The organism is Sphingobacterium alkalisoli (assembly GCF_005049105.1).
Lineage (GTDB): Bacteria > Bacteroidota > Bacteroidia > Sphingobacteriales > Sphingobacteriaceae > Sphingobacterium > Sphingobacterium alkalisoli.
The window spans coordinates 692,810-715,536 of the sequence record NZ_SUKA01000002.1 but is presented as its reverse complement, the minus strand read 5'-3'; the positions used below and the strand labels follow the sequence as shown (position 1 = coordinate 715,536).

15 protein-coding genes are annotated in these 22,727 nt (G+C 41.7%); 6 read left to right on the top strand and 9 right to left on the bottom strand.

Going from position 1 to position 22,727, the window contains the following annotated elements:
• Positions 1-36 precede the first annotated feature (36 nt).
• The 3 genes from FAZ19_RS08725 to FAZ19_RS08715 all read left to right on the top strand — a co-directional run bounded on the left by FAZ19_RS08725 (position 37) and on the right by FAZ19_RS08715 (position 6,834).
• Complete coding sequence (locus FAZ19_RS08725; protein ID WP_136820319.1) at positions 37-3,093, top strand: SusC/RagA family TonB-linked outer membrane protein; 3,057 nt, start codon at positions 37-39, stop codon at positions 3,091-3,093.
• Between the two features lie 29 nt (positions 3,094-3,122).
• A complete protein-coding gene (locus tag FAZ19_RS08720) occupies positions 3,123-4,667 on the top strand; it encodes a RagB/SusD family nutrient uptake outer membrane protein (protein WP_136820318.1) in 1,545 nt (514 codons plus the stop codon).
• A gap of 85 nt (positions 4,668-4,752) precedes the next feature.
• Positions 4,753-6,834: a glycoside hydrolase family 16 protein gene (locus FAZ19_RS08715; RefSeq protein WP_136820317.1), complete on the top strand. Its 2,082-nt coding sequence runs from the start codon at positions 4,753-4,755 to the stop codon at positions 6,832-6,834.
• Between the two features lie 61 nt (positions 6,835-6,895).
• Here FAZ19_RS08715 and FAZ19_RS08710 read toward each other — a convergent pair whose 3' ends face one another.
• Positions 6,896-9,394, bottom strand: coding sequence for a cation-translocating P-type ATPase (locus FAZ19_RS08710; RefSeq protein ID WP_136820316.1), 2,499 nt, complete (start codon positions 9,392-9,394; stop codon positions 6,896-6,898).
• A 72-nt stretch (positions 9,395-9,466) separates the two neighbouring features.
• Between FAZ19_RS08710 and FAZ19_RS08705 the strand changes: the two genes are divergently transcribed.
• Together FAZ19_RS08705 and FAZ19_RS08700 are read left to right on the top strand one after the other, a co-directional pair.
• Positions 9,467-10,804, top strand: a complete 1,338-nt coding sequence (locus tag FAZ19_RS08705; RefSeq protein WP_136820315.1) for a sigma-54-dependent transcriptional regulator — start codon at positions 9,467-9,469, stop codon at positions 10,802-10,804.
• 49 nt (positions 10,805-10,853) lie between these two features.
• Positions 10,854-11,789 (top strand): 1-phosphofructokinase family hexose kinase, encoded by a 936-nt coding sequence (locus tag FAZ19_RS08700; RefSeq protein WP_136820314.1) that lies wholly within the window; start codon positions 10,854-10,856, stop codon positions 11,787-11,789.
• 32 nt (positions 11,790-11,821) lie between these two features.
• On the opposite strand, the gene FAZ19_RS08695 is transcribed toward FAZ19_RS08700, so the two are convergent.
• The 8 genes from FAZ19_RS08695 to FAZ19_RS08660 form a co-directional block, all read right to left on the bottom strand.
• Positions 11,822-13,552 carry a sensor histidine kinase gene (locus FAZ19_RS08695; protein ID WP_136820313.1) on the bottom strand — a complete coding sequence of 577 codons (1,731 nt, stop codon included), beginning with the start codon at positions 13,550-13,552 and terminating at the stop codon, positions 11,822-11,824.
• Between the two features lie 20 nt (positions 13,553-13,572).
• On the bottom strand, positions 13,573-14,694 hold the full coding sequence (locus FAZ19_RS08690) for a sensor protein KdpD (protein ID WP_136820312.1): 1,122 nt from the start codon (positions 14,692-14,694) through the stop codon (positions 13,573-13,575).
• Positions 14,695-14,776: 82 nt separating this feature from the next.
• The gene (locus FAZ19_RS08685; protein ID WP_136820311.1) at positions 14,777-15,859 is read right to left on the bottom strand and encodes a porin; all 1,083 of its coding nucleotides are present in this window, start codon (positions 15,857-15,859) and stop codon (positions 14,777-14,779) included.
• Positions 15,860-16,028: 169 nt separating this feature from the next.
• Entirely contained in the window at positions 16,029-16,589 is a 561-nt protein-coding gene (locus tag FAZ19_RS08680; protein ID WP_136820310.1) for a K(+)-transporting ATPase subunit C, read from the bottom strand.
• A 141-nt stretch (positions 16,590-16,730) separates the two neighbouring features.
• The gene (gene kdpB / locus FAZ19_RS08675; RefSeq protein ID WP_136820309.1) at positions 16,731-18,770 is read right to left on the bottom strand and encodes a potassium-transporting ATPase subunit KdpB; all 2,040 of its coding nucleotides are present in this window, start codon (positions 18,768-18,770) and stop codon (positions 16,731-16,733) included.
• Between the two features lie 22 nt (positions 18,771-18,792).
• Positions 18,793-20,481 (bottom strand): potassium-transporting ATPase subunit KdpA, encoded by a 1,689-nt coding sequence (gene kdpA, locus FAZ19_RS08670; protein WP_136820308.1) that lies wholly within the window; start codon positions 20,479-20,481, stop codon positions 18,793-18,795.
• Positions 20,482-20,562: 81 nt separating this feature from the next.
• Positions 20,563-20,640 (bottom strand): K(+)-transporting ATPase subunit F, encoded by a 78-nt coding sequence (kdpF, locus tag FAZ19_RS24460; protein WP_081623247.1) that lies wholly within the window; start codon positions 20,638-20,640, stop codon positions 20,563-20,565.
• A 5-nt stretch (positions 20,641-20,645) separates the two neighbouring features.
• Positions 20,646-21,005 (bottom strand): DUF7674 family protein, encoded by a 360-nt coding sequence (locus tag FAZ19_RS08660; protein ID WP_136820307.1) that lies wholly within the window; start codon positions 21,003-21,005, stop codon positions 20,646-20,648.
• 566 nt (positions 21,006-21,571) lie between these two features.
• Here FAZ19_RS08660 and FAZ19_RS08655 point away from each other — a divergent pair.
• Complete coding sequence (locus tag FAZ19_RS08655) at positions 21,572-22,579, top strand: helix-turn-helix domain-containing protein (RefSeq protein ID WP_136820306.1); 1,008 nt, start codon at positions 21,572-21,574, stop codon at positions 22,577-22,579.
• The last annotated feature ends 148 nt before the right edge of the window (positions 22,580-22,727 follow it).

The window sequence follows — 22,727 nt, the reverse complement described above, 5'->3', positions numbered from 1 at the left end:
TTATAAACAAATTTTCTTCACTAAAACTTATCGTGCATGAAAAACAAATTATTGACTTTCGCCATAGTTGCAATGATGTCTTGTATTTCGGGTGTCGTCCGCGCCCAAAACAGGACAGTAACTGGCAAGATCACCAATGAACAGGGAACTCCACTGGTAGCCACTATTGCTCCAAAAACTACGTCCAATGTAGCAACTAGCAGTGATGAATCAGGGCTTTATAGCCTATCCGTACCTGAAACAGTGGACTCCTTAATTGTAAATTCTATTGGTTATATGACAAAAACAGTCGTCATCCGCAACAATGTAGCCGACGTACAACTGCAGGTTGACGGCAATTACAATCTGGACGAAGTGGTCGTTATCGGATATGGTACTCAACGCAAAGGCGACCTGACAGCACCTGTTGCTACAGTAAATATGGAAAATGCTCTTAAAAGGACTGTTTCCACGCCCATGGATGCGCTACAGGGCGCTGTCACCGGCGTACAGATCATCAGCTCTGGTGCCCCGGGTACTACACCTACTGTCCGTATCCGCGGAGTAGGATCGTTCAACAACGAGAGCCCACTATATGTCGTCGATGGTATGTTTATGGACAATATTGATTTCCTAAACCCAAACGACATCGCGGATATGTCTGTGCTTAAAGACGCTTCGGGTGCAGCCATCTACGGTGTACGCGCGGCTAATGGCGTCATCATCGTAACCACGAAAAGAGGAAGTCTCAATATGAAGACCAAGGTAACGTACAATGGTTATGCTGGTTTACACACCCCCACCAATGTACTTAAAATGGCTAGCGGTCAACAATATGCGGATTATGCTATTGCCGTAGGCAACAAGAATATCGTAGATAATTCTGTCAGCAAATTTGGCGGTCAAGATGGACGCCCAACCACTAATACCGACTGGTATGGTGAACTACTTCGATCAAATGCCCTCATTCACAACCATAATCTAGATGTACAGGGAGGAAGCGAAAAAATCAGCTATTCATTTGGGATAAATTACCTGGATCAGGATGGGATTATGGATACCGAGAATTACCACCGCAAGTATAATATTCGTTCACAAACCGAAGCGAGAGTAGCTTCTTGGTTGAAAATCGGCTTTACAGCTCATTTAAATAATTTTAATGCGTTCGCACCCAACAATGCGGCTTTTCGTCAAGCTTACTTTGCCTCGCCACTTTATCCTTCATACGATCCCAGTCTGGAGTTAGCGGATCCCATTAAGTTTGGATCCAGCACGACCTTGGGAATGCCGTCAGGATTTTGGTTCAACAATCCACTTGCTACGGCCTATTACAACCACAACGAAACAAAAGGTTTTCAGGTATTACCGAGCGCTTATGTTGAGGCCGAATTTTGGAAAAAGAAGCTGACCTTCCGTTCGCAGTTGAGCCAGCGCTATCAGTCTACACATAACATACAGTACACACCGGTATATTATATTGACAATGACCAGCGCAGTCAACGCTCCTATCTTCGGTCGGCACAGGCTAGGAACAACAATTATATCCTAGATAATCTATTGACCTATCGGGACGAAACGGGCAAACACCACTGGAGTGTATTGCTTGGCCAGTCAACCCGCGAAGAGCGCTGGCGCGAGACCTGGGTATCGGCTAATGACGTACCTCAATCGGAAGAATTTTGGTATGTGGGTCAGGGTGCTCAAGGTACCGGCTCAGCAACGGGTTATGGCGAAGGTGGATTCCGTAACGCCGGCATATCGTTCTTCACTAGAGGTACCTATGATTTTGACAACAAATACCTCTTGACCGCCACGTTCCGCGCAGACGGCAGTTCAAAATATCAAACTAAATGGGGATATTTTCCTTCTCTAGGTATCGGATGGGTATTGAGTCGTGAAAAATTCATGGAAAATCAGTCTTTATTCGATCTATTAAAACTTCGTGGTAGCTGGGGGCTTTTGGGTAACGACGGCATACAGCCCAATGCAGGCTATGCTATTGTCAATTCAGGAAATAACTTTTCAGGTATTTTTGGAAGCGTCGGGGAGAATAACGGCGTACGGGTACCTGGTTATCGCGTCGGTCGATTCTTTACGCAGGTACGCTGGGAAGTCGTTGAAGAATGGGACGCGGGTTTGGACTTTGCCTTGCTTAACAACCGCCTCAACGGTACCGTGGATTATTACTACCGTAAAACCAAGGATCTCGCCTTTAGCCGTCCGATTCCTTTTATGTGGGACCGTGTTTACGGTAATTGGGGAAGCGTAGCCAACAGTGGATGGGAGATTGGATTAGACTGGAAAGATCAAGTTGGTCAGCTAGACTATAACATTGGAGCGAATATCACGACACTAAAAAACAAGGTAACCGATATCGGTGCATTGGCCAATATTATGAACGGATTTCCCGAATGGTCTGCTGAATTTCCAGCACGTATAGAAGCCAATCAACCGATCAACTATTATTATGGTTACGAGGTTGCCGGGGTTTACCAAAACACCGCAGAAATCAATTCCGACCCGATCGCTACCCGATACAATCAAGAGAACCCCAATTCACCTATTCTTCCAGGATACCTTCGGTACAAGGATCAAAATGAAAATGGTGAATTGGATGAAGCGGATCGCATCAATCTAGGAAATTACCTACCCAAGCTGACTTACGGCTTCAACGTGGGGCTGAATTACAAAAATTTTGACTTCAGTGTAGCTTTTCAAGGTGTCGCAGGCAATAAAATCCACAACCTCAATCGAGCCATGAGACGTAAGTATCCGCAGATGAATGCCGATGCAGCCTTTATGGAAGGGCTATGGAACGGTGAAGGATCGAGCAATACCTACCCTTCTGCAGCGGGCTCTGTTGCAGCATGGAATCTACAGGCGAGTTCCTTCTTCGTAGAAAACGGGGCTTATCTACGTATCCAGAATATGCAGCTTGGCTATAATTTTAGGGTCCGTGAATCCATACCTGTCCGGATCTTTGCCACGGCAGATAGACCGGCCATCTTCACCCGTTACAATGGTTTCACACCGGAAGTATCAGGAATGGGTTTCGATTCCAACGTATATCCGATATCATCGACATACAGTCTTGGTTTAAACGTAACCTTCTAAATTATTTTATCCATTAAAGAAGAATAAGTATGAAAAACTTAAAATACATCCTCATAAGTGGTTTTATAGGCATAGCTGCATTACACAGTAGTTGTGAGAAATTCCTGGATAAACCGTTGGAAAACCAACAACGCTCGGAAGAAATTGATTATAGCGACCTCTCTCTGATGTACGCGCCTGTATCCGGTGTGTACCGCGCTGCAGCCGATGACAACCTCGTACATTGGATAGATCTGTCCATACGTTGTATGCGCGATGATGATTTTCAACAAGCAGCACCAAATCCGAATGATAATCCTGAGTTGATGGGCATCAAAAATTTTCAGAATGATGTTACCATACAATCCTATTGGGGACTGAACCAGTCTTGGATAAGCTATTACAGTTTAGCAATTTCAGTCAACAATGCCCTGATGGAACTCGATGAGTTTGAAAAAAATATTCCCTCGGGCAATACCGAGCAGCTGGCACTCAATCGACAGTATAAAGCGGAGGTCCGATTTTTACGGGCTTACGCTCATTTGCTGGCCTCCCGTATTTTTGGCGATGTCCCCATCCTATCCGATAGCGGGGACATTGCCCGACTTACGACGATTGGAAAAAGTACCGTGACTCAGGTCCGCGAGTTTATTATCGATGAAATGAATGCCTGTATCCTCGATTTAGAAGACGCACGTCCTAACCAATCCAAACATCTTGGAGCAGTGACCAAATACTCCGCACTCCTTTTGAAGGCAAAAGCCGCCGCTGATCTAGCTGCGAATAACAATAGTAGTCCCTACTGGGATCAGGTTCTAGAAGCCACTGATCTGATCATCGACAGCGAAAAATTCTCGCTGTACGGTGATTATTACAATCTGTTCAAGCGCCCTGGAAAGCTTAGTAACGAGTCCCTTTTTGAATTACAATATTCCGACTTCGGACTGGCTACAGGTGATATCGTGCGTCCGGGTGTCGACTGGGGCACATTTTTCAGGTGGCAGGGCCCATCGGGAAATCAACGAGGTAGTGCTATCTCCGGTGCTGGTTGGATCCCTCCATCACAAAATATCGTTGATTTTCTGAACGATCGCGGTGACGCGCTCAGGCTGAAGACGACCATATTAGAATACGGTGCTAGCGAAGATACGTATGCCGAAACGCCCGATGGCGACCGTGTGTATGGTAATCCGTTTGGGATAAAGTATTTCAATGGAAAGACCTATCTACCGGTGGATCAAATGACCGAAGGCCGTATAGAGTATGGGGCTAATAATAATGTACGCATTCTGCGTTACTCCGACGTCCTGTTGCTCAATGCGGAGGCCAAAGTTCGGAAAGGTCAAGACGGAGATGCACCTTTTAACCTTGTACGAGACCGAGCAGACTTAGAACTGCTATCTAATGTAACGTTAGAGCAGATTCTAGACGAACGCAGGGCTGAATTTGCTTGTGAATGGTGGGGTGAACGCTTCAATGATCTGATACGTACAGGGCGAGCACAGCAGGTTTTCGGATCTAAATTTGTTCCCGGACAAAGCGAATATGTACCTATCCCGCAAACACAGATAGATGCCAACTCGAATTTCAGATAGGCATAGCAAAGTTCGAAAAGGTTTGACCCTTACTGTCAGACCTTTTTGAAATTTATTATTTTTAACTATTTAAAAACGACTCGAAATGAATTTACCAAATATCCTGGTTATGGTTATTCTGAATGCCCTGCTCTTTGTAAAAGCTGACTATGCGCGCGCGCAAACTCCCATCTCGGTCGAAATCATAAAAACGGAAACAGGATACAAGCTGTTACGTGGTGGTAAGCCCTACTTTATTAAAGGTGCGGGTGGAACCAACTATATGGATAAGTTAAGGAACTATGGGGGCAACTCCATACGCACCTGGAGTACACACGAAGGTCAACGCATTCTGGATGAGGCCCACAAATTAGGACTCAGTGTGACAATGGGTCTTGCTATGGCCACAGAAAGACACGGTTTTGATTACAACGATAAAGTGGCAGTCGCACGACAGCTGGAACGCGTGCGTCAGGAGATCCTACAGTTCAAAGACCATCCCGCATTATTAGCGTGGGGTATAGGCAACGAACTCAATCTCCACTATAGAAATCCCAAGGTGTGGGATGCCGTGGAGGAGGTTGCCAGCATGATCCAGGATCTCGATCCGAATCATCTGGTAACCACTATGCTGGCTGGCGTTAATAAAAAAGAGATTGATCTCATAAAGGCAAAGTGTCCATCTCTCGACCTGATTGCAGTACAGGTGTACGGTGGTTTAGCTAGCGTCCCCGCCCAGATACGATCTACTGGATGGGACAAGGCTTACATCGTAACGGAATGGGGTCCAACCGGCCACTGGGAGGGTCCGCAAACCCCTTGGCATGCCTCTATAGAAGAAAGTAGTAAGGAAAAAGCGGCAGTGTACAAAAGCCGTTATGAAGCCTCGATAGGTCAAGACAAAAGCTGCCTAGGCTCTTACGTATTCCTTTGGGGGCAGAAACAAGAGCGAACGCCGACTTGGTACGGCCTATTTACTGAAGCTGGCGAAGAAAATGAAGTAGTCGACGTGATGCATTATCTATGGAAAGGTAAATGGCCAAAAAATAGGGCTCCACGTTTGGACTCCTTATTGTTAGATGGAAAAAAATCTCTTGACTTTATCTACCTCAAACCCGGCCAAAACTATGACGTAGCTGTATTTGTTACCGATTCGGATAAGGATAAACTGCGCACCCGTTGGGAAATCCTTCACGAAAGCACCGACCTGAAAGAAGGAGGCGACCGGGAAAGCCGACCTGCCAGAATCGAAGGTCTGTTGACCGCTCTATCTCATGACAAAGCCTTGCTAGTCGCTCCCCAACAGGAAGGCGCTTACAGGCTTTTCGTCTATGTAACAGATGATCACAATCATGTCGCGACTGCTAATATTCCATTTTTCGTTTCCACAACAGAAAATCCATCGCATAATACGCTTCAACCGCCACATGCGAGCAATTCGTACCAATTTTCAGAAACAGCATTCTGGGCCGATGAGTTTAATTATACTGGCTTACCCGATAGTACCAAATGGTCTTACGACGTCGGATCCAAACATAATGGCTGGGGTAACAGCGAATTGCAATACTATACCGATGCGAACCTTAACAATGTGTTGGTCAGCAATGGTACCTTAAAAATTACCGCCCTTAAAGAAAAAATGGAGGATATGGATTATACCTCTGCTCGTCTAGTCAGTAGACATAAAGGCGATTTTTTATACGGTAGATTTGAAGCCCGCGCGAAGGTTCCCCGCGGAAGAGGTACCTGGCCCGCCATATGGATGCTACCGACCGAATGGAAATATGGTGGTTGGCCTAATTCGGGCGAAATAGACATCTTAGAACATGTAGGCTATGACCAAGATGTAGTCCATATCTCGGTTCACACTAAGGCCTATCACCACTCCATTCATACACAGAAAACGGCAACCAAGAAAATCGAGGCTGCTTCGGATGATTTTCATCTTTACCGGATTGACTGGACTCCAGATCATATCAAGGGATTTGTCGATGATATCGAGATATTTCATTTTTCAAATGAAAAGAAAACATTCAAAGAATGGCCTTTCGATCAAAATTTTCACTGGCTCCTCAACCTTGCCGTGGGCGGATTCTGGGGAGGACAAAAAGGCATTGACAGCAGCATCTTTCCGGCGATCTTGGAAATAGACTACGTCAGGGTTTACAATTTAAAAAATACCGATTAAAAACCCCTCTAATTATTTGACTATGAAGCAGGTGGATCGGAATACATCTTCGAAGAGACAACTACCATATTACCCTTACAAACTTATAAATCTCAAACCATAAAACTGAAATAGCAGCAACAAGTAAAGCCAACCCCAGCTCATTCATATCAAGAGTTGTTACGTTGAAGAAGTTAGAAATAGGTTTTACATATAATATCATAAATAGTAGCACGAGCACTAAAGCGGAAATACCCACGAATAACGGGTTACGGTTTCTGAAACTTTGTAGTATGCTATAAAAGAACGAACGATTGGCAAAACTCAATAATATGTTAGCAAAGATCAAGGTAGTGAACACCATTGCTCTCGTTTTTTCTTCACTTCCCCCGTTTTGAACCGTGTACTGATACATAAACAACACCCCAAACGTAATCATCAGTCCCTGAACAATACTGATCCCAAGCTCATTCCAACTTAAAAAAGTATCTCCCATAGCTCTTGGAGGTAGCTTCATTGTGTTTTTTTCCATAGGCTCATTCTCATAAACAATAGAACAGGTAGGCCCCATAACAAGCTCAAGGAATATGACATGAACAGGAGTAAAGATCTGAGGAAACACCCACCCTAAAAACAGCGGTAAAGAGACTGTTAATATAATTGGAATATGAATTGAAATAATATATTGGACGGCCTTCTTAATATTGGTGTAAATTCTTCTTCCCGCTGCTATCCCAACAACGAGTTTTTCCAGATCATCATTCGTAATAACCAGCGCTGCTGCGGATTTAGCAATCTCCGTTCCTTTATTTCCCATAGCTACACCGATATGGGCAGCTTTCAAAGCCGGGCCGTCGTTTACGCCATCTCCAAGCATTGCCACCACCTCACCTTTCTTTTTCAGGGCATTGACGACCGCAAGCTTTGCGTCGGGAAACATTCTAGTAAACAAAGTAGTACGATCTGAAATCTGTATCAATTCTTTTTCTGATTTCCCGATAATCTCATTCCCATTAACTGCGGATGTATTATTAATAATTCCCGCCTGCAATGCAATCGCATTGGTCGTATCGGCGTTATCACCCGTAATTACCTTTACTTGGATACCGGCATCATAAATACGTTGAAATACTTCTCGAATCCCCTTCTTAGGAGGATCGTAAAAGACAGTCAGTCCCAAAAATTGAAAATTAAAATCCTGTTGTTTCACTGGAAAGCTATTTCCTTCAAAATGAGATTTAGCAACCCCCAATACACGATACCCTTGCCGACCAAATGCTTTTACAACCGTTCTGATCTTCTCTTTCTCGCTTACTGAAAGCCGGGAAACATCTAGGATGGCCTCGGGAGCTCCTTTAGCTGCAATGATTCTGTACTGCTTATCGTTTTCAAATAGATGCGTCATCATAGGAGGTCTACCTTCAAGTGGATATTCATGAAACATCTGATATTCTTGTCTTAAGTCATTCTTTCGAATCTGTTCGTACGTTTTGTGCAACGTAATTTCCATAGGATCAAAGGGTACCGGTTCGCTGCTCCACATTGCATAATCGATAAGCTCCGCTAGCTCGTCAACTTCAAATTCATTTTCTTCATACGTCCTGTCAGAGCCGTAATCGTACAAATGCTTAAGATTCATGGTGTTTTCAGTAATGGTACCAGTTTTATCTGTACAGATAACCGTCGTACTTCCCAGTGTCTCTACAATACTACTCCGTTTGATGATAATTCCGTGACGCATCAGCTTCCATGCTCCCAAGGCCATAAAGGTTGTAAATGCTACCGGAATTTCTTCGGGTAATACCGACATTGCCAATGTAAGTCCACTCAGCAGGCTTTTCACGAGATCACCTGTTTTAATAAAACTGAAAATGCAAACCATCAAGAAAACGACTAGACCGATAACTGCCATACCTTTTACAAACCTGCGAATCTGGATTTGTAATGGCGAAATTTCTTCTTTTATATTCAGTATAGATTCGCCGATTTGACCGACACGGGTTTCTTTTCCGATACTACTTACCTGATAAACGGCCAACCCCGAAACCGTTACTGTACCACTGTAGATAAAATTATCCTCTGATTTACTATCTTTAAAAACCGAGAAGCTTTCTCCGGTAAGGGAAGACTCGTTAACAGAAAAATCATTACTGTGCACAATTCTTCCGTCGGCATTTATAATTTTCCCTTCTTCAGTAAGGCATAAATCACCTATAACAATTTCATGCGTGGGGATTTCCAGCACCTCCCCTCCCCTAATTACTTTACTTAAAGGTTCATTTAGCTTTTCAAGCTCTGCCAAAGCTTTTTTACTACGACTATCCTGATAAAAAGAAATAGCGGTAACTGCCACGATAGCGAAAAACATAAAAGCAGCCTCGCCATAATCTCCCACAATTACGTAGATGAAGGAGATCACAATAAGCAAAATCAACATCGGCTCCTTTAAGATATCAATAAGCAGATATAACCAAGTACTTTTATGGCCTGTTTGTAAGCGATTATATCCATATAACTCCCTAGAAGCAGCTACTTCGCTTTCGGTGAGACCTTTGAGGTGATCAGGTATATTGTAAGACATAGTGATATAAAATAGGATTCCTAAATGTAATCAATATTTATCTTTAAATTTGTTATCTAATAATTTTATGCAGTGATTAAAGTACTTATCATAGACGACGAAGAGAAATTGAGAATCCTTCTTTCCAAAATAATCAGCTTAGAAGGTTTTGAGGTATTTCAAGCAGGTGACATTAAGGCGGGGCTGAAGAGGTTGGAACTTTCCGATATCGACGTGGTGATCTGTGACGTTAAATTACCTGATGGAAATGGAGTCGCCACAGCTAAAATCATCAAAGAAAAATTTCCTATTACGGAAGTTATATTGTTGACCGCCTATGGAAACATTCCGGATGGTGTACAAGCGATTAAGAACGGTGCTTTTGATTATATTACCAAAGGCGATGATAACAATAAAATTATTCCCTTGGTATATAAGGCGAGTGAAAAAACAGCACTAAACCGAAGAGTTTCGCAATTAGAAAAACAATTGGAGGAAAAACATTCCTTTGATAAAATCATAGGGAATTCCCATGCCATTATGAATGCTATTGAATTAGCACAGAAGGTTGCTGACACCAGCACTACAGTGCTTCTAACGGGTGAAACAGGAACAGGTAAGGAAGTTTTCGCCCAGGCCATACATCAAGCAAGCAGCCGCAATAAACAAAACTTTGTAGCCATTAACTGCTCGGCTTTCAGCAAAGATTTATTGGAAAATGAATTATTCGGGCATAGAGCTGGAGCATTTACGGGGGCAACAAAGGACCAAAAAGGACTTTTTGAGGAAGCCCACAGGGGAACTATTTTTTTGGATGAAATCGGAGAAATGGCGATAGAGCTGCAGGCTAAGATCTTACGGGTTTTGGAAACTGGGGAATTTTTAAAAGTAGGGGATTCAAAACCGACAAAAGTTGATGTGCGCATTGTTGCCGCCACCAACAGAAATCTTGAAGAAGAAATAGAAAAGGAACATTTTCGCAGCGATTTGTTTTACAGGCTTTCGGTGTTTTCTATTCACCTTCCCCCACTCCGCGAACGAAAAAAAGATATTAAACCGCTGGCAGCGTATTATGCACACATATTTGCGATAAAGTCTAACCGTAAACCCCTACAATTAACGGATGAATATATTACGGCTCTTGAAAACAATGATTGGAAGGGGAATATCCGTGAGTTGAAGAATATTATTGAACGCAGTGTAATATTAGCAGATAATGACCGTTTGGATCCGGACACGTTACCGATGGGTGTTCAACGCATTAAAACCTCAACCAAACCATTATCAGCATTTTCTATGGCGAGTGCCGAAAAACTGCATATCCAGAAAGTATTAAACCATACCAGAGGCAATAAAGCCGAAGCGAGCCGTTTACTCGAAATAGGCGCAGCAACCCTCTACCGAAAAATTATCGAGTACGGTATTGGATAGCTTTTTTTTGTGGATAGAGATACTATTTAATTTTAAAAGGACTATAATAATGAGAACAGCTATTTTAACTATCACCTTGAATCCATCTGTAGACAAAAGCAGCAGCGTTGACAACATCGTACCTGAAAAGAAACTACGTTGCAATGCCCCCAAATATGAAGCTGGAGGTGGGGGGATCAATGTATCGAGAGCGCTAAAAAGATTGGATATATCTTCACACACTCTTTTTACTTCCGGAGGAAAAACAGGTCGTATGTTGGAAGAATCGCTACAGTTTGAAGGACTGGATATATTACCGGTAAATATCGGTAGCGAAACAAGAGAGAATTTTATTGTGGTGGATAGATCAACCACTCAGCAATACCGATTCGGGTTCCCCGGAGATCAGGTTACACCAGAGGAACAAAAAGAAATTTTGAGTAGGGTTGATCAGTTAAACCCAATTCCCGGTTTTGTCGTAATCAGCGGCAGTCTCCCCATAGGGGTGGATCCGGATTTTATCAAGCTGCTTATCAATACATATAAAACCAAAGGAAGCAAAGTGATCGTAGATACATCAGGAAACGCGCTCAAGGCAGCAGTAGAAGAAGGTTTGTTTTTATTGAAACCCAATTTAGGAGAACTTGCCGCTTTAACCGGCAAGGATGAGCTGGAAGATACCGACATTGACCATGCGGCCCGATCTATCATTTCTCAAGGTAAAGCAGTCATCGTTGTTGTTTCCCTTGGGGCTCAGGGTGCGATTTTATATTCCGAAACAGAAAAAATACACATGGTACCACCGGTGGTAAAAATACGAAGTACCGTAGGAGCTGGAGATAGCATGGTAGCCGGCATGGTATCTGTCTTGGCAACTCAGGGCAATATGGAAGAAGTACTTCGTAAAGGAATTGCCTGTGGTTCTGCCACTACAATGGCTGAAGGCACAGGGCTTTTTGCAAAGAAAGATGTAGATCGGCTATTGGGTGGCATTAGAAAGCAATAGGTAGCTGTTACATCAATCAGCCGGAGTAGCATTTACTTAGCATGAAGCGTAAAGGCAAATGTACTTCCCGCTCCAAATTCACTTTGCACCTCTATTCCGCCACCTTGGGCTTCTATAAATTCTTTGCTAATGCTTAATCCCAAGCCTGTTCCTTCTTTTTTCGTGCCCGGAATGCGGAAGTATCGTTCAAAGATCTTGGTAAGGTACTGGGGTTGGATACCCTGTCCGGTATCTGCAACAGAAAATCTGACTTTGCGATCACCTTCTTTTTGAACGTTGACAACAATGGAAGCGTTCTCATAAGAATACCGTATAGCGTTTGAAATCAAATTGGTAAGTACCCATGCTGTTTTTTCACTGTCGGCCATCACGACCGATATATCATTGTCGATCTTCACATGGATACCGATATGTTTTTGTTCGGCGGAAATCTTATTGGCGTTGACAGCGTATTCAAGGATGGGTTTTATTTCCGATGGCAGCATATTGAGGTGGATGGCACCACTCTCCACCTGCGCGATATTCAAAAGCTCTCCAGTAATCTTTAGCAGTCTGCCGGTATCTTCCTTAATACCGGCTACGAGATTCCGTTGCTCTGTATTTAATTCACCAATTTGCTTGTTTTCCAATAATTGCAGGCTCATTTTTATCGACGAAATCGGTGTTTTAAACTCATGGGATACCGTGCCCATAAAATTCGTCTTCGCTAAATCCAGTTCCTTAAATGGTGTGATGTTTCTGAGCATAATTACCTGTCCGATAAATTGGGAAGCAGTTTCCCCAGTTGGCACAATATTGATATCAACCACTTCTTTTTCAAAATAGCTTTCTTTGCTATCGGCAAATATTTTCAAAGGACTTGCATTAAGCTTTTTTAAATTTGGGTCGACAATTTCCTGAATGATATCCTTTACCAAATCATTTGCCATTGCCACGTCCTGAATTTGCCGGCCCACAAAATTTTCCTTTTTAAGTCCGGTAATTTTAAGAGCCTCCTCGTTTACAAAAAGTACCTTCCTGTTTTCATCAATCCCAATTACGGGATCATGCATATTATCAATCAATGCTTCAATACGTTTTTTCCCTTTTAAGATTTTCTCCAGCTTACTTTCCGAATATTCTGCCAACTTTTCCGCCATCGTATTGAATGATTTTGCTAGATCCCCAAATTCACTGTGGCTTTCAAAATGAACTCGTTTCTTATAATTCTGAGCAGCAATCTCCTGTGTACTTTCGGTTAATTCCTTTATGGGGTCTGCAATATTGGATGGTAGATTGACCAACAGTATGAAGGCGATAAGAAAACACAGTGTGCCCGTAACAGCGATGACAACAATAGCTTTTTGAGCCGTTTCATCCGCAATATCGCTCTTCCTCTCAATTGCTTCCATATTCAATCGCATTAATTCTGTGATGTCCTTCCTTATCGGGGATATTAAAGAGGAATCTTCAATATTCTTCTTTAACGCAGCAAAGTGCTTAACAACCAAATCTGTTGCATCTTTTTCACCCACTTCCGTTACATTGGCATTTTGTTTATCCAGATTATCTTCAAAAGTGTGCAGCGCAACGGGGTCGATTCCAATATCTTCTAATGCCAACAACATATTTCGGGAATACTGTAGGGTATTATAATTGGCGACAAGGATATTATTGGTATCCTTTTTTAATTTATACACGTACCATCCGCTCACCGCTGCCAATGAAAATATCATTAGAAAAAGCAGTCCTACTCCAAAGGTCAATTTTGTTTTTATTTTCACTTTTTATGAATTTTTCATTTTCAACTTAAAATTACCAAATCAATATTTTCTTTTGACAGTTTGTTCAATAAGGTATTGAAAGTATCCGTTGCCAGTATCAGCTTAGCTAACGTGATATGCGGCTTTCCTATACATACCGTAGTGATTTTCCTATCCTCGCATTCTTTGATAATAGCCTTGGTTGTGTTTCTTGCCTTCACTTTTATAATTTCAGCTCCCAATTCTGTGGCTAATTTAAAATTATTAATGAGAAAGCGTTGTTTGTCTAAAGCTATTTTATCTACATTTTCTTTAGGTGTCTGTACATACATTACGTACCATTTACAATTGTAGTAGTTAGCTAAGCGGGCTGTTTTACGAATGACATTTTTAGCCGTTTTTTCATTAGAGCTGATGCAGGCCAAAAATCGTTCCTTCTTGATATTTCGGGTAAGTACGACTTCCGTTTCTACTTTTCGTTGTACCTGTGATGCAACTTCTTTGAGCGCCAATTCCCGAAGTTGCAAAATATGCTCACTTTTGAAAAAATTATGGAGTGCCGCTTGTATCTTCGAAGCATCATAAATTTTGCCTTCTTTTAAACGATCGATGAGATCTTCTGCCGTAAGGTCAATATTGACCACCTCATCTGCCTGAGCAACCACACTATCCGGGATGCGTTCCTGCACATCAATGCCCGTAATTTCCCTTACTTCTTTATTCAGGCTCTCAATATGCTGAATGTTTACGGCACTGATGACATTGATGCCGGCATCCAGAATATCCATTACATCCTGCCATCGTTTTTCGTTTTTGCTTCCTTCTATATTGGTATGTGCCAGTTCATCCACAATCACGACTTCTGGACGAAGATTGATGATCGCCTGCACATCCAGTTCTTGCAGTTCTTTCCCTTTGTAGAAAAGCTTCCTACGGGGGATAACAGGCAGACCGTTCAATAATGCATGTGTTTCAACACGATTGTGCGTTTCGATGTATCCGATCTTGACATCGATACCATTGCGAAGTAGTGAATGAGTTTCCTGTAGCATCCGATAGGTTTTGCCCACGCCGGCGCTCATTCCGATATAGAGTTTGAATTTTCCTCTTCGGGATTTCTGGATTAAATCCAAAAAATGTGCAGCACTTTTTCGCTCGTCCATAACTTGCTGTTTTACTTTTATAAATTTACACAAATTCCCCTTAGACAATTGTCCAAAGGGGAATGAGGGTAATAAGAAATTTTTAGAAACGGATTGTCAGTGATGTCACTGCCATCACGTTGGCTTTTTTCATATTACCATCCCTGTCTAAGAAAACAGCATCTTTGCTGTTTAAGCTTTTGACCTCGGTACGCCAAACTAAATTGGGCAGAATTTGATAATCTACGTTGAGTGAAGCTCCAAAAGTCTGAAAACCATTTTCTGCACCAGAAGCTATAATGACACCATTTTTGTCATTGTAATATTCTCCCCTTGCCGCAAGATTTATTTTATCTGTCGGGCTGTATTTAACAATCAGTACAGGGGTATACCAGGTATCGTAATCACTGCTAGATTTTTCTTTCTGCTGTGTTCCGATATCAAATCCGGCAATCAAAGCAAATTGACTGCTGATTTCAAACTGCCCGTACAGATTGTGGAAATAGCGCATTCTTCGCTTATCATCCGGAAAATCATTCCCCATGAAAGAACTGCTGTTTAATGTCACTTTTTCACTAGGTCGGTAAGTCAATTGATGTCCGAACGCAGGGGTAGTGTTACCCTCCACACGTTGGATACGTTGCCAGCTGTTCATCACGAGGACAGCCATATCCCATTTGCCATTATCTGTACTGTATGATAATTTAGCTCCTGTTTCAAAATAGGGAGAATTATCAGCCATCATACTTCTTGTCAGCGTATAGCAATCCGCGCCAATCGCACTTTCAAAGCCGATATGGGAAGGTAAAATACCTGCATCCAACCATAAATAGTGTTTTTTAGACAATTTAACGCCGATATTTGCTTCATAGATATTCTTCAATACCCCTTCTTCAGCAGCATAATTGGCATTCATATATGATCCTACTCCAATCCCCAGATTCGCGCGTACATTTTCTGTTTCGTAAGCAGCTTTGATCAACCCTAAGTTAAGGCTGACTTCATTGTTACGGTTGTGGCTGTACATAAATCCTGGTCTCGTATTGGATTTCGGATTATTAAAATCCTGCTGATAATATACTTCTGCATATCCGCTGATGGTCAAGGGCTTTTTTTCAACTTCCTGAGCACATACGCCCCCTGTCGCTCCCAGCAGGATCGCTGAGAACATAATGATTTTTTTCATCTGAATAAATTATTTATTAGTGTCAATTATCATTGATATAAATGAACTCGTTACACTCGATTTGTTTTTTGAATTATTAAAATTTAATTGCTTTATTGAATCCCTCTCACACCATTTGTTTCCAATGGCTACACATACATCTGAAGTAATAGTGCGAAAAGCTGCTCGGTTACTTGAGTTCGTCCAGAGCGATATTTAATTTCAGTACATTTATTTTTTCCGGACCAAATATGCCCCACAAAGATTTTTCTGTCTGCTCATCGATTAATTGATTTAATTTTTGCTCATCGACACCTCTTATGTTAGCAATTCTTTTTACCTGTACTTTTGCGGCCTGTACCGAAAAGTTAGGATCTAACCCACTACCGCTTGCGGTAACGAGGTCCACAGGGATTTCGGATTTATCAATATCTGGATTGTGAACCAAGAAAGTGTCAATTCGCGCCTGAACTTCAGCTAAGTATTCTTCATTAGAAGGTCCTCTATTGCTTCCTCCCGAACCCGAAGCATCATAATCCACCGCTGATGGTCGAGACCAGAAATATTGATCCTCTGTAAAGGATTGCCCTATGTTGGAATAGTATTTCTTTCCATTATATTCAATGATTTCTCCCTTTCCCGAATTGGGCGCAAACTGTGCAATGCCCCATACCGCAAGGGGGTAAATGACCGTAAAAAAAACGATCATGACAACAGTCAATTTTAATGCGGGCAAAATATGCTTTTTCATCTTATTTATTTGTTTTAATGGAGATGAAGCGATCAGCAGCTGTTGCTCCTGACGGTTTCATCAGAATATGTTTTTAATGTTGATGAAGCGATCAAGCGCATACACTCTTGATGATTCGTTATGCTTGTTATTATTAAATAATTAAAAGAAAACGGATATAGCCATATCGATCAGCTTAATTCCCAAAAAAGGAACCAATACACCTCCAAGGCCAAATATCAACAGGTTCCTGCGAAGCAAAGCACTTGCTCCAATGGGTTTGTAGGCCACACCTTTCAACGCCAAGGGTATAAGCAGGGGAATGATGATTGCGTTAAAAATTACCGCTGCAAGAATGGCCGTTTCGGGACTGTTCAGGTTCATAATATTTAATCTCTGCAATGCGGGTATAGCCGTGATGAACAGCGCCGGAATAATGGCGAAATATTTGGCCACATCATTGGCTATACTAAAGGTGGTCAATGTACCACGGGTCATCAAAAGCTGTTTCCCGATCTCTACGATCTCAATCAATTTGGTCGGATCATTATCCAGATCCACCATATTACCAGCTTCTTTCGCTGCTTGCGTACCGCTATTCATTGCTACACCTACATCTGCTTGTGCCAGCGCCGGAGCATCATTGGTTCCGTCACCCATCATGGCTACCAAGCGGCCTTCTGATTGTTCTTTCTTGATATAATTCATCTTATCCTCAGGTTTCGCTTCTGCGATAAAATCGTCTACACCAGCTTTCTCCGCGATGAATTTTGCCGTTAAGGGATTGTCGCCCGTTACCATTACCGTTTTAATCCCCATTTTACGAAGCCGTTCAAACCGTTCCTGAATGCCGGGTTTGATGATATCCTGTAATTCGATAACACCCAATACAATTTCGTTTTCGGAGACAACCAGTGGTGTACCTCCATTTTGGGCAATCGCTTTTACGCTTTCTCCGACCTCAATAGGAAATGTATTTCCGGCCTCAATAACAATATTTTTGATGGCGTCAGCCGCTCCTTTTCGGATACGTGTACTTTCATAATCGATTCCTGAACTTCGGGTTTCAGCTGTAAACTTTACGAAGTTCGGTGAGATGTGAGAAGTGAGAAGTGAAAGGTCTCTTTTTATTTCACTTTTTACATCTAACTTTTCACTCAACTCGATAATAGATTTTCCTTCTGGGGTTTCATCCGACATGGAGCTCAATACAGCTGCTTTTATCAATCTTTTTTCATCAATACCACCAGCAGGATAGAAATTGGTTGCCTTTCGATTACCAATGGTAATCGTTCCTGTTTTATCCAAAAGCAAAACATCAATATCACCTGCTGTTTCAACAGCCTTTCCGCTTTTGGTAATTACATTCGCTCTCAAAGCTCTGTCCATTCCGGCAATACCGATAGCGGATAATAGTCCCCCAATAGTTGTCGGAATAAGACAGATAAACAAGGAGATAAAGGAAGCAATCGTGATGCTTACATTGGCGTAATCCGCAAAAGGCTTTAAGGTCACACACACAATGATAAAAACCAGTGTGAATCCGGCCAGCAAGATCGTCAATGCTATTTCATTCGGTGTCTTTTGTCGCGCCGCGCCTTCTACCAAGGCGATCATCTTGTCTAGAAAGCTTTCACCGGGCTGTGTGGTCACTTTAACTACAATTCTATCCGACAGTACTTTTGTACCGCCTGTTACGGAGCTTTTATCTCCACCGGCCTCACGGATTACAGGTGCAGATTCACCAGTAATGGCGCTTTCATCGATGGTTGCCAATCCCTTAACTATTTCTCCATCGGAGGGTATAATATCTCCGGCCTCGCAGACGAAAGTATCTCCTTTTTGCAGTTGGGCAGACGAAATCATTTTCCCGTTTTCTAGTTTCGCAGGTGTTTCCTCTCTTGTTTTCCGGAGGCTATCCGCCTGTGCTTTTCCTCTTGCTTCGGCAATGGCCTCCGCAAAGTTGGCAAATAATAAAGTCAGCAGTAATATAATAAAGACGGTAAAGTTGTATCCAAAACTTCCCTGTCCCTGTGCGCCCGTCAATGTCCAGAAACTGACAATTAACATGACCAATGTGCCTATCCATACAGTAAACATGACCGGATTACGGAACATTGTTTTCGGATTGAGTTTCAAAAAAGACTGTGTCAAAGCTTGCTGAACCATATCTTTCTGAAACAACGATGTATTATTGTTCATTTTTAATTTCTTTAATCAATTTTTAATAAAGTGAAAAGTATTCTGCAATAGGGCCTAACGCCAATACCGGGAAGAATGCCAACGCTGCTACGATCGCGATTACAGCAAATACCATCAGTCCAAATGTGGACGTGTCGGTTTTCAGTGTTCCCTCACCTTCGGGGATAAATTTCTTCTCTGCCAATAAACCTGCTATTGCGACCGGGCCAATAATCGGTAAGAAACGGGATAGGATAAGCACAAAGCCGGTACTAATGTTCCACCAAATTGTGTTATCTCCCAAACCTTCAAAACCACTACCGTTGTTCGCGGATGAGGATGTGTATTCATAGAGCATTTCGCTCAAGCCATGGAATCCAGGATTGTTTAAGCTGTCCATTGTATACTGTGGCAGTGCTGCCGCTAATGCGGTACCGACCAGTATGAGAAAAGGATGTAACAGAGCAATAATCATGGCAATTTTCATTTCCCGAGCTTCGACTTTTTTACCTAGGAACTCCGGTGTTCTTCCCACCATCAAGCCACTGATAAAAACAGCAAGAATGATAAAGACAAAAAAGTTCAGGATTCCAACACCTACACCACCATAGAAACTGTTGATCATCATGGCTAGTAACTCATTCATTCCGGACAAAGGCATGGAACTGTCATGCATGGAATTGACCGAACCGGTAGAGATCACGGTCGTGACGATGCTCCAAAAACCTGATGCGGGAGCTCCTACACGTACTTCCTTTCCTTCCATTGCTCCAAGAGAATTATCTATCCCCATGGCAGCAATCGCCGGATTACCGTTCATTTCCATATTAATACTCGGAACAGCAAGCATCAGGAAACCCACTGTCATCACGCCAAAGATCATCCACGACAATTTTCTTCTTCTGATAAAATAACCAAATGCGAAGATCATAGCCATTGGCACGAGGAGCTGAGCGATCATTTCTACCATATTAGATAGATATGATGGATTTTCGAAGGGATGGGCGGAGTTTACTCCAAAAAATCCTCCTCCGTTAGTTCCAACGTGTTTGATCGGAACAAATGCAGCAGCCGGACCTCTGGATACTTCAATGTTATCACCTTGTAATGTAGTAATGGTATCTTTTCCTTCGAAGGTCATCGGCGTACCCTCAAAAGCAAGGATAATGGCCACAACAAACGAGATAGGTAGCAGTACGCGGGTACATGATTTTACAAAGTAGTTGTAAAAGTTTCCTAAACTTGTTGCCGATTTATCCCGGAATGCCCTGAACACTACTACAGCAGCTGCCATTCCTGTTCCGGCACTTACAAATTGCAAGAACATTAGCCAATACTGTCCTAGGTAGCTTAGTCCTGATTCTCCGGAATAGTGCTGCAGATTGCAGTTCACCACAAACGAGATTACGGTATTAAAAGCCAGATCGGCTGACATACTTGCGTTTTTATCCGGATTCAACGGCAGGTTTCCCTGAGTCATCAAAATAAGCATCCCTAGAAGGAACCAGATCATGTTAATGGTGAGCAGCGCTACCATGTGCTGTTTCCAGTTCATTTCTGTCTGTGGCTTAATACCGCTGATCTTATAAAAAAATCTTTCTACCGGATTGAAGACCGGATCGAGTAGCGTTTTTTCACCACCATAAACTCTTGCAATGTATTTACCCAGTGGTATTGCCAGCAATATCGACAGGGTAAACATGACGATTATTCCTAAAACTTCTGTATTCATTTTTTATTTTTGTTTTAAGTGAAAGGTAAGCAGTAAGAGGTGACTATCCTTTTCACTTCTTACTAAAAGCTTTTCACTGATTTAAAATTTTTCCGGTTTGAGTAATACGTAGCAGATGTAAACAAATACACCTATGGCTACTATGAATAATGCGGTCATAATTTTTAATTTTCCAAGATTGTTTTTAAATATCCTTTTCTTAATTCACTTGGAAAAAGGTCTAAGTGTTTTTTTAGACTACCTGGACTTTCTTCAAGTGAGATTTCAGTCAAGAACTCATTTTCTATTGCATTTCGTGTGTACTGATTACCGCCCTGATACAGCAGATTAATCACCTTTGTTATTTCCTGCGCACGTTCCAGTTCATCTTCTGATCCGGAGTTGATTTTCTGCATACAGACTTCTGCCAGTTTATGCAGCAGCTGATAGTCTGCTACAGTATCGTCCATATGCTCAATATCTGGAAGGAGACCGGCAGCTTCAGGAGTCCATTGGAGTATGGTATTTATAATTTTCGTTTTCATCTGTTTATTTCTTTCTGTATTATTTACGCATTGACCTTTTTAAATTTTCTCGAACCAATCGATTGCCTTAAAAAACAAACCAAAACAGGCTAAGCCAGCCAGCACTAAAACTATTGTTATCATTTTTTATATATTTTATTTATACTTCATTCATATATTTCATAAAAGCCCCAAAAATTAACATCACGACCAATGCAAGAAGCAAGAAATGATATGATCTGAGCCATTTTGGAAACGAAGGAGCTTCTTTTCTTTCTTTCCGTTTCACATTTCTTTTTCTCATTTTTTTATTTCTTTACTCGTGCTATGCCAAATTGCATTCCAAATAAAAAAATAAAATTCAACTAGAAGATAATGAGGTTACTATGAAATAATCAGGAAGATCGTGGACTAAAAAACCCTCTCATTTTGATAGGGTCATTCTCGAAATGATAGTCTAAAAAAATATACTACTTTTGGTTGTTGAAAGCAACTAAAAGTAGTATACTTTACAACTAGAAGTAACTGATATCTTTTGATTCTAGATATGCTTCAAAATATCTTTGTTACATTAAAAAATTGTACATATGCTAGAAACAAAAATGATTGGCAATAAAATTGCCGAAGCACGGAAGAAATTAAACATCTCTCAGGCTCAGCTCGCTGAGTATTTATTCATTAGTCCACAGGCTGTCGGGAAGTGGGAACGTGGAGAATCAATGCCAGACATCACTACCTTTAACCGTCTTGCCGAAATTCTGGGGGTTGACTTAAATTATTTTTCAGATAACTTCCAGTCCTCAGCCATTGAAAAGAGACCTAGTGAGTCCTTAATAAAGCAATCGGCTGACTTGCAAGCCGAAAAACAAACGGAAAAACTTAGCTGGAATATGTCGCGTGGAAACTGGGTCGACGCTAACTTTTCCGGATTAGAAAACCTACATGAAAAATTTAGTTCATCCAATATGCAACGTTGCAAGTTTATTGGTTCTGATTTGGCTGGACTTCTTCTAAAAAGCAATAATATTGATAGCTGTGACTTTTCAGGTTCCGATATCCAGAACAGTCACATTCAGAATTCTCATTTAAACAACAATATATTTAAGGCCTGTTCACTAAATAATACTGAATTTTCACGAAGCCATATCAACAGCTGCGATTTCTCCAGTGTCAATTTTACCGGAACAAAATTTTTAGAAAGCTATACATACGGCTGCAATTTTACGGGCGTCGATTTTACCAGAGTAGTGATTAAATCTGGAGGTTTTACTGGAGTGGCGGGCAAATCTGGTGATTTGGAGAGAAATACAATTGTAAACGCGGTTTGGAACCACACTTCTTTTGTTGATACACAGATTGCCGATATTACTTTTACCGATACGTTGGAAGACTGCTATTTTGAAAACTGCGAATTTACCCGAGTGACATTCCAAAAAGCAACGCTTATTAACACTTTCTTTAAAAACAACAAAAAATTGAAACGAACCCAGTTTATAGACTGCAAAGCAGACCGGATAACCTATGAATTTCTAAAACAAGGCAATGCAGATTTAACTGGTATCACTTTGTTAACGCCAGAAGAATCACTGGAGTAATATTACAAAATGGAATTATTGCAGAATAGTGTCTCTTCAAGAAATTTACGACAAACAAATAAAAACCGCTGACATTTATCAACGGTTTTTATTATTATATTTCATCCTTATAGGGCTTCCTTATACTGTAGCATAAAAATCTTATCAC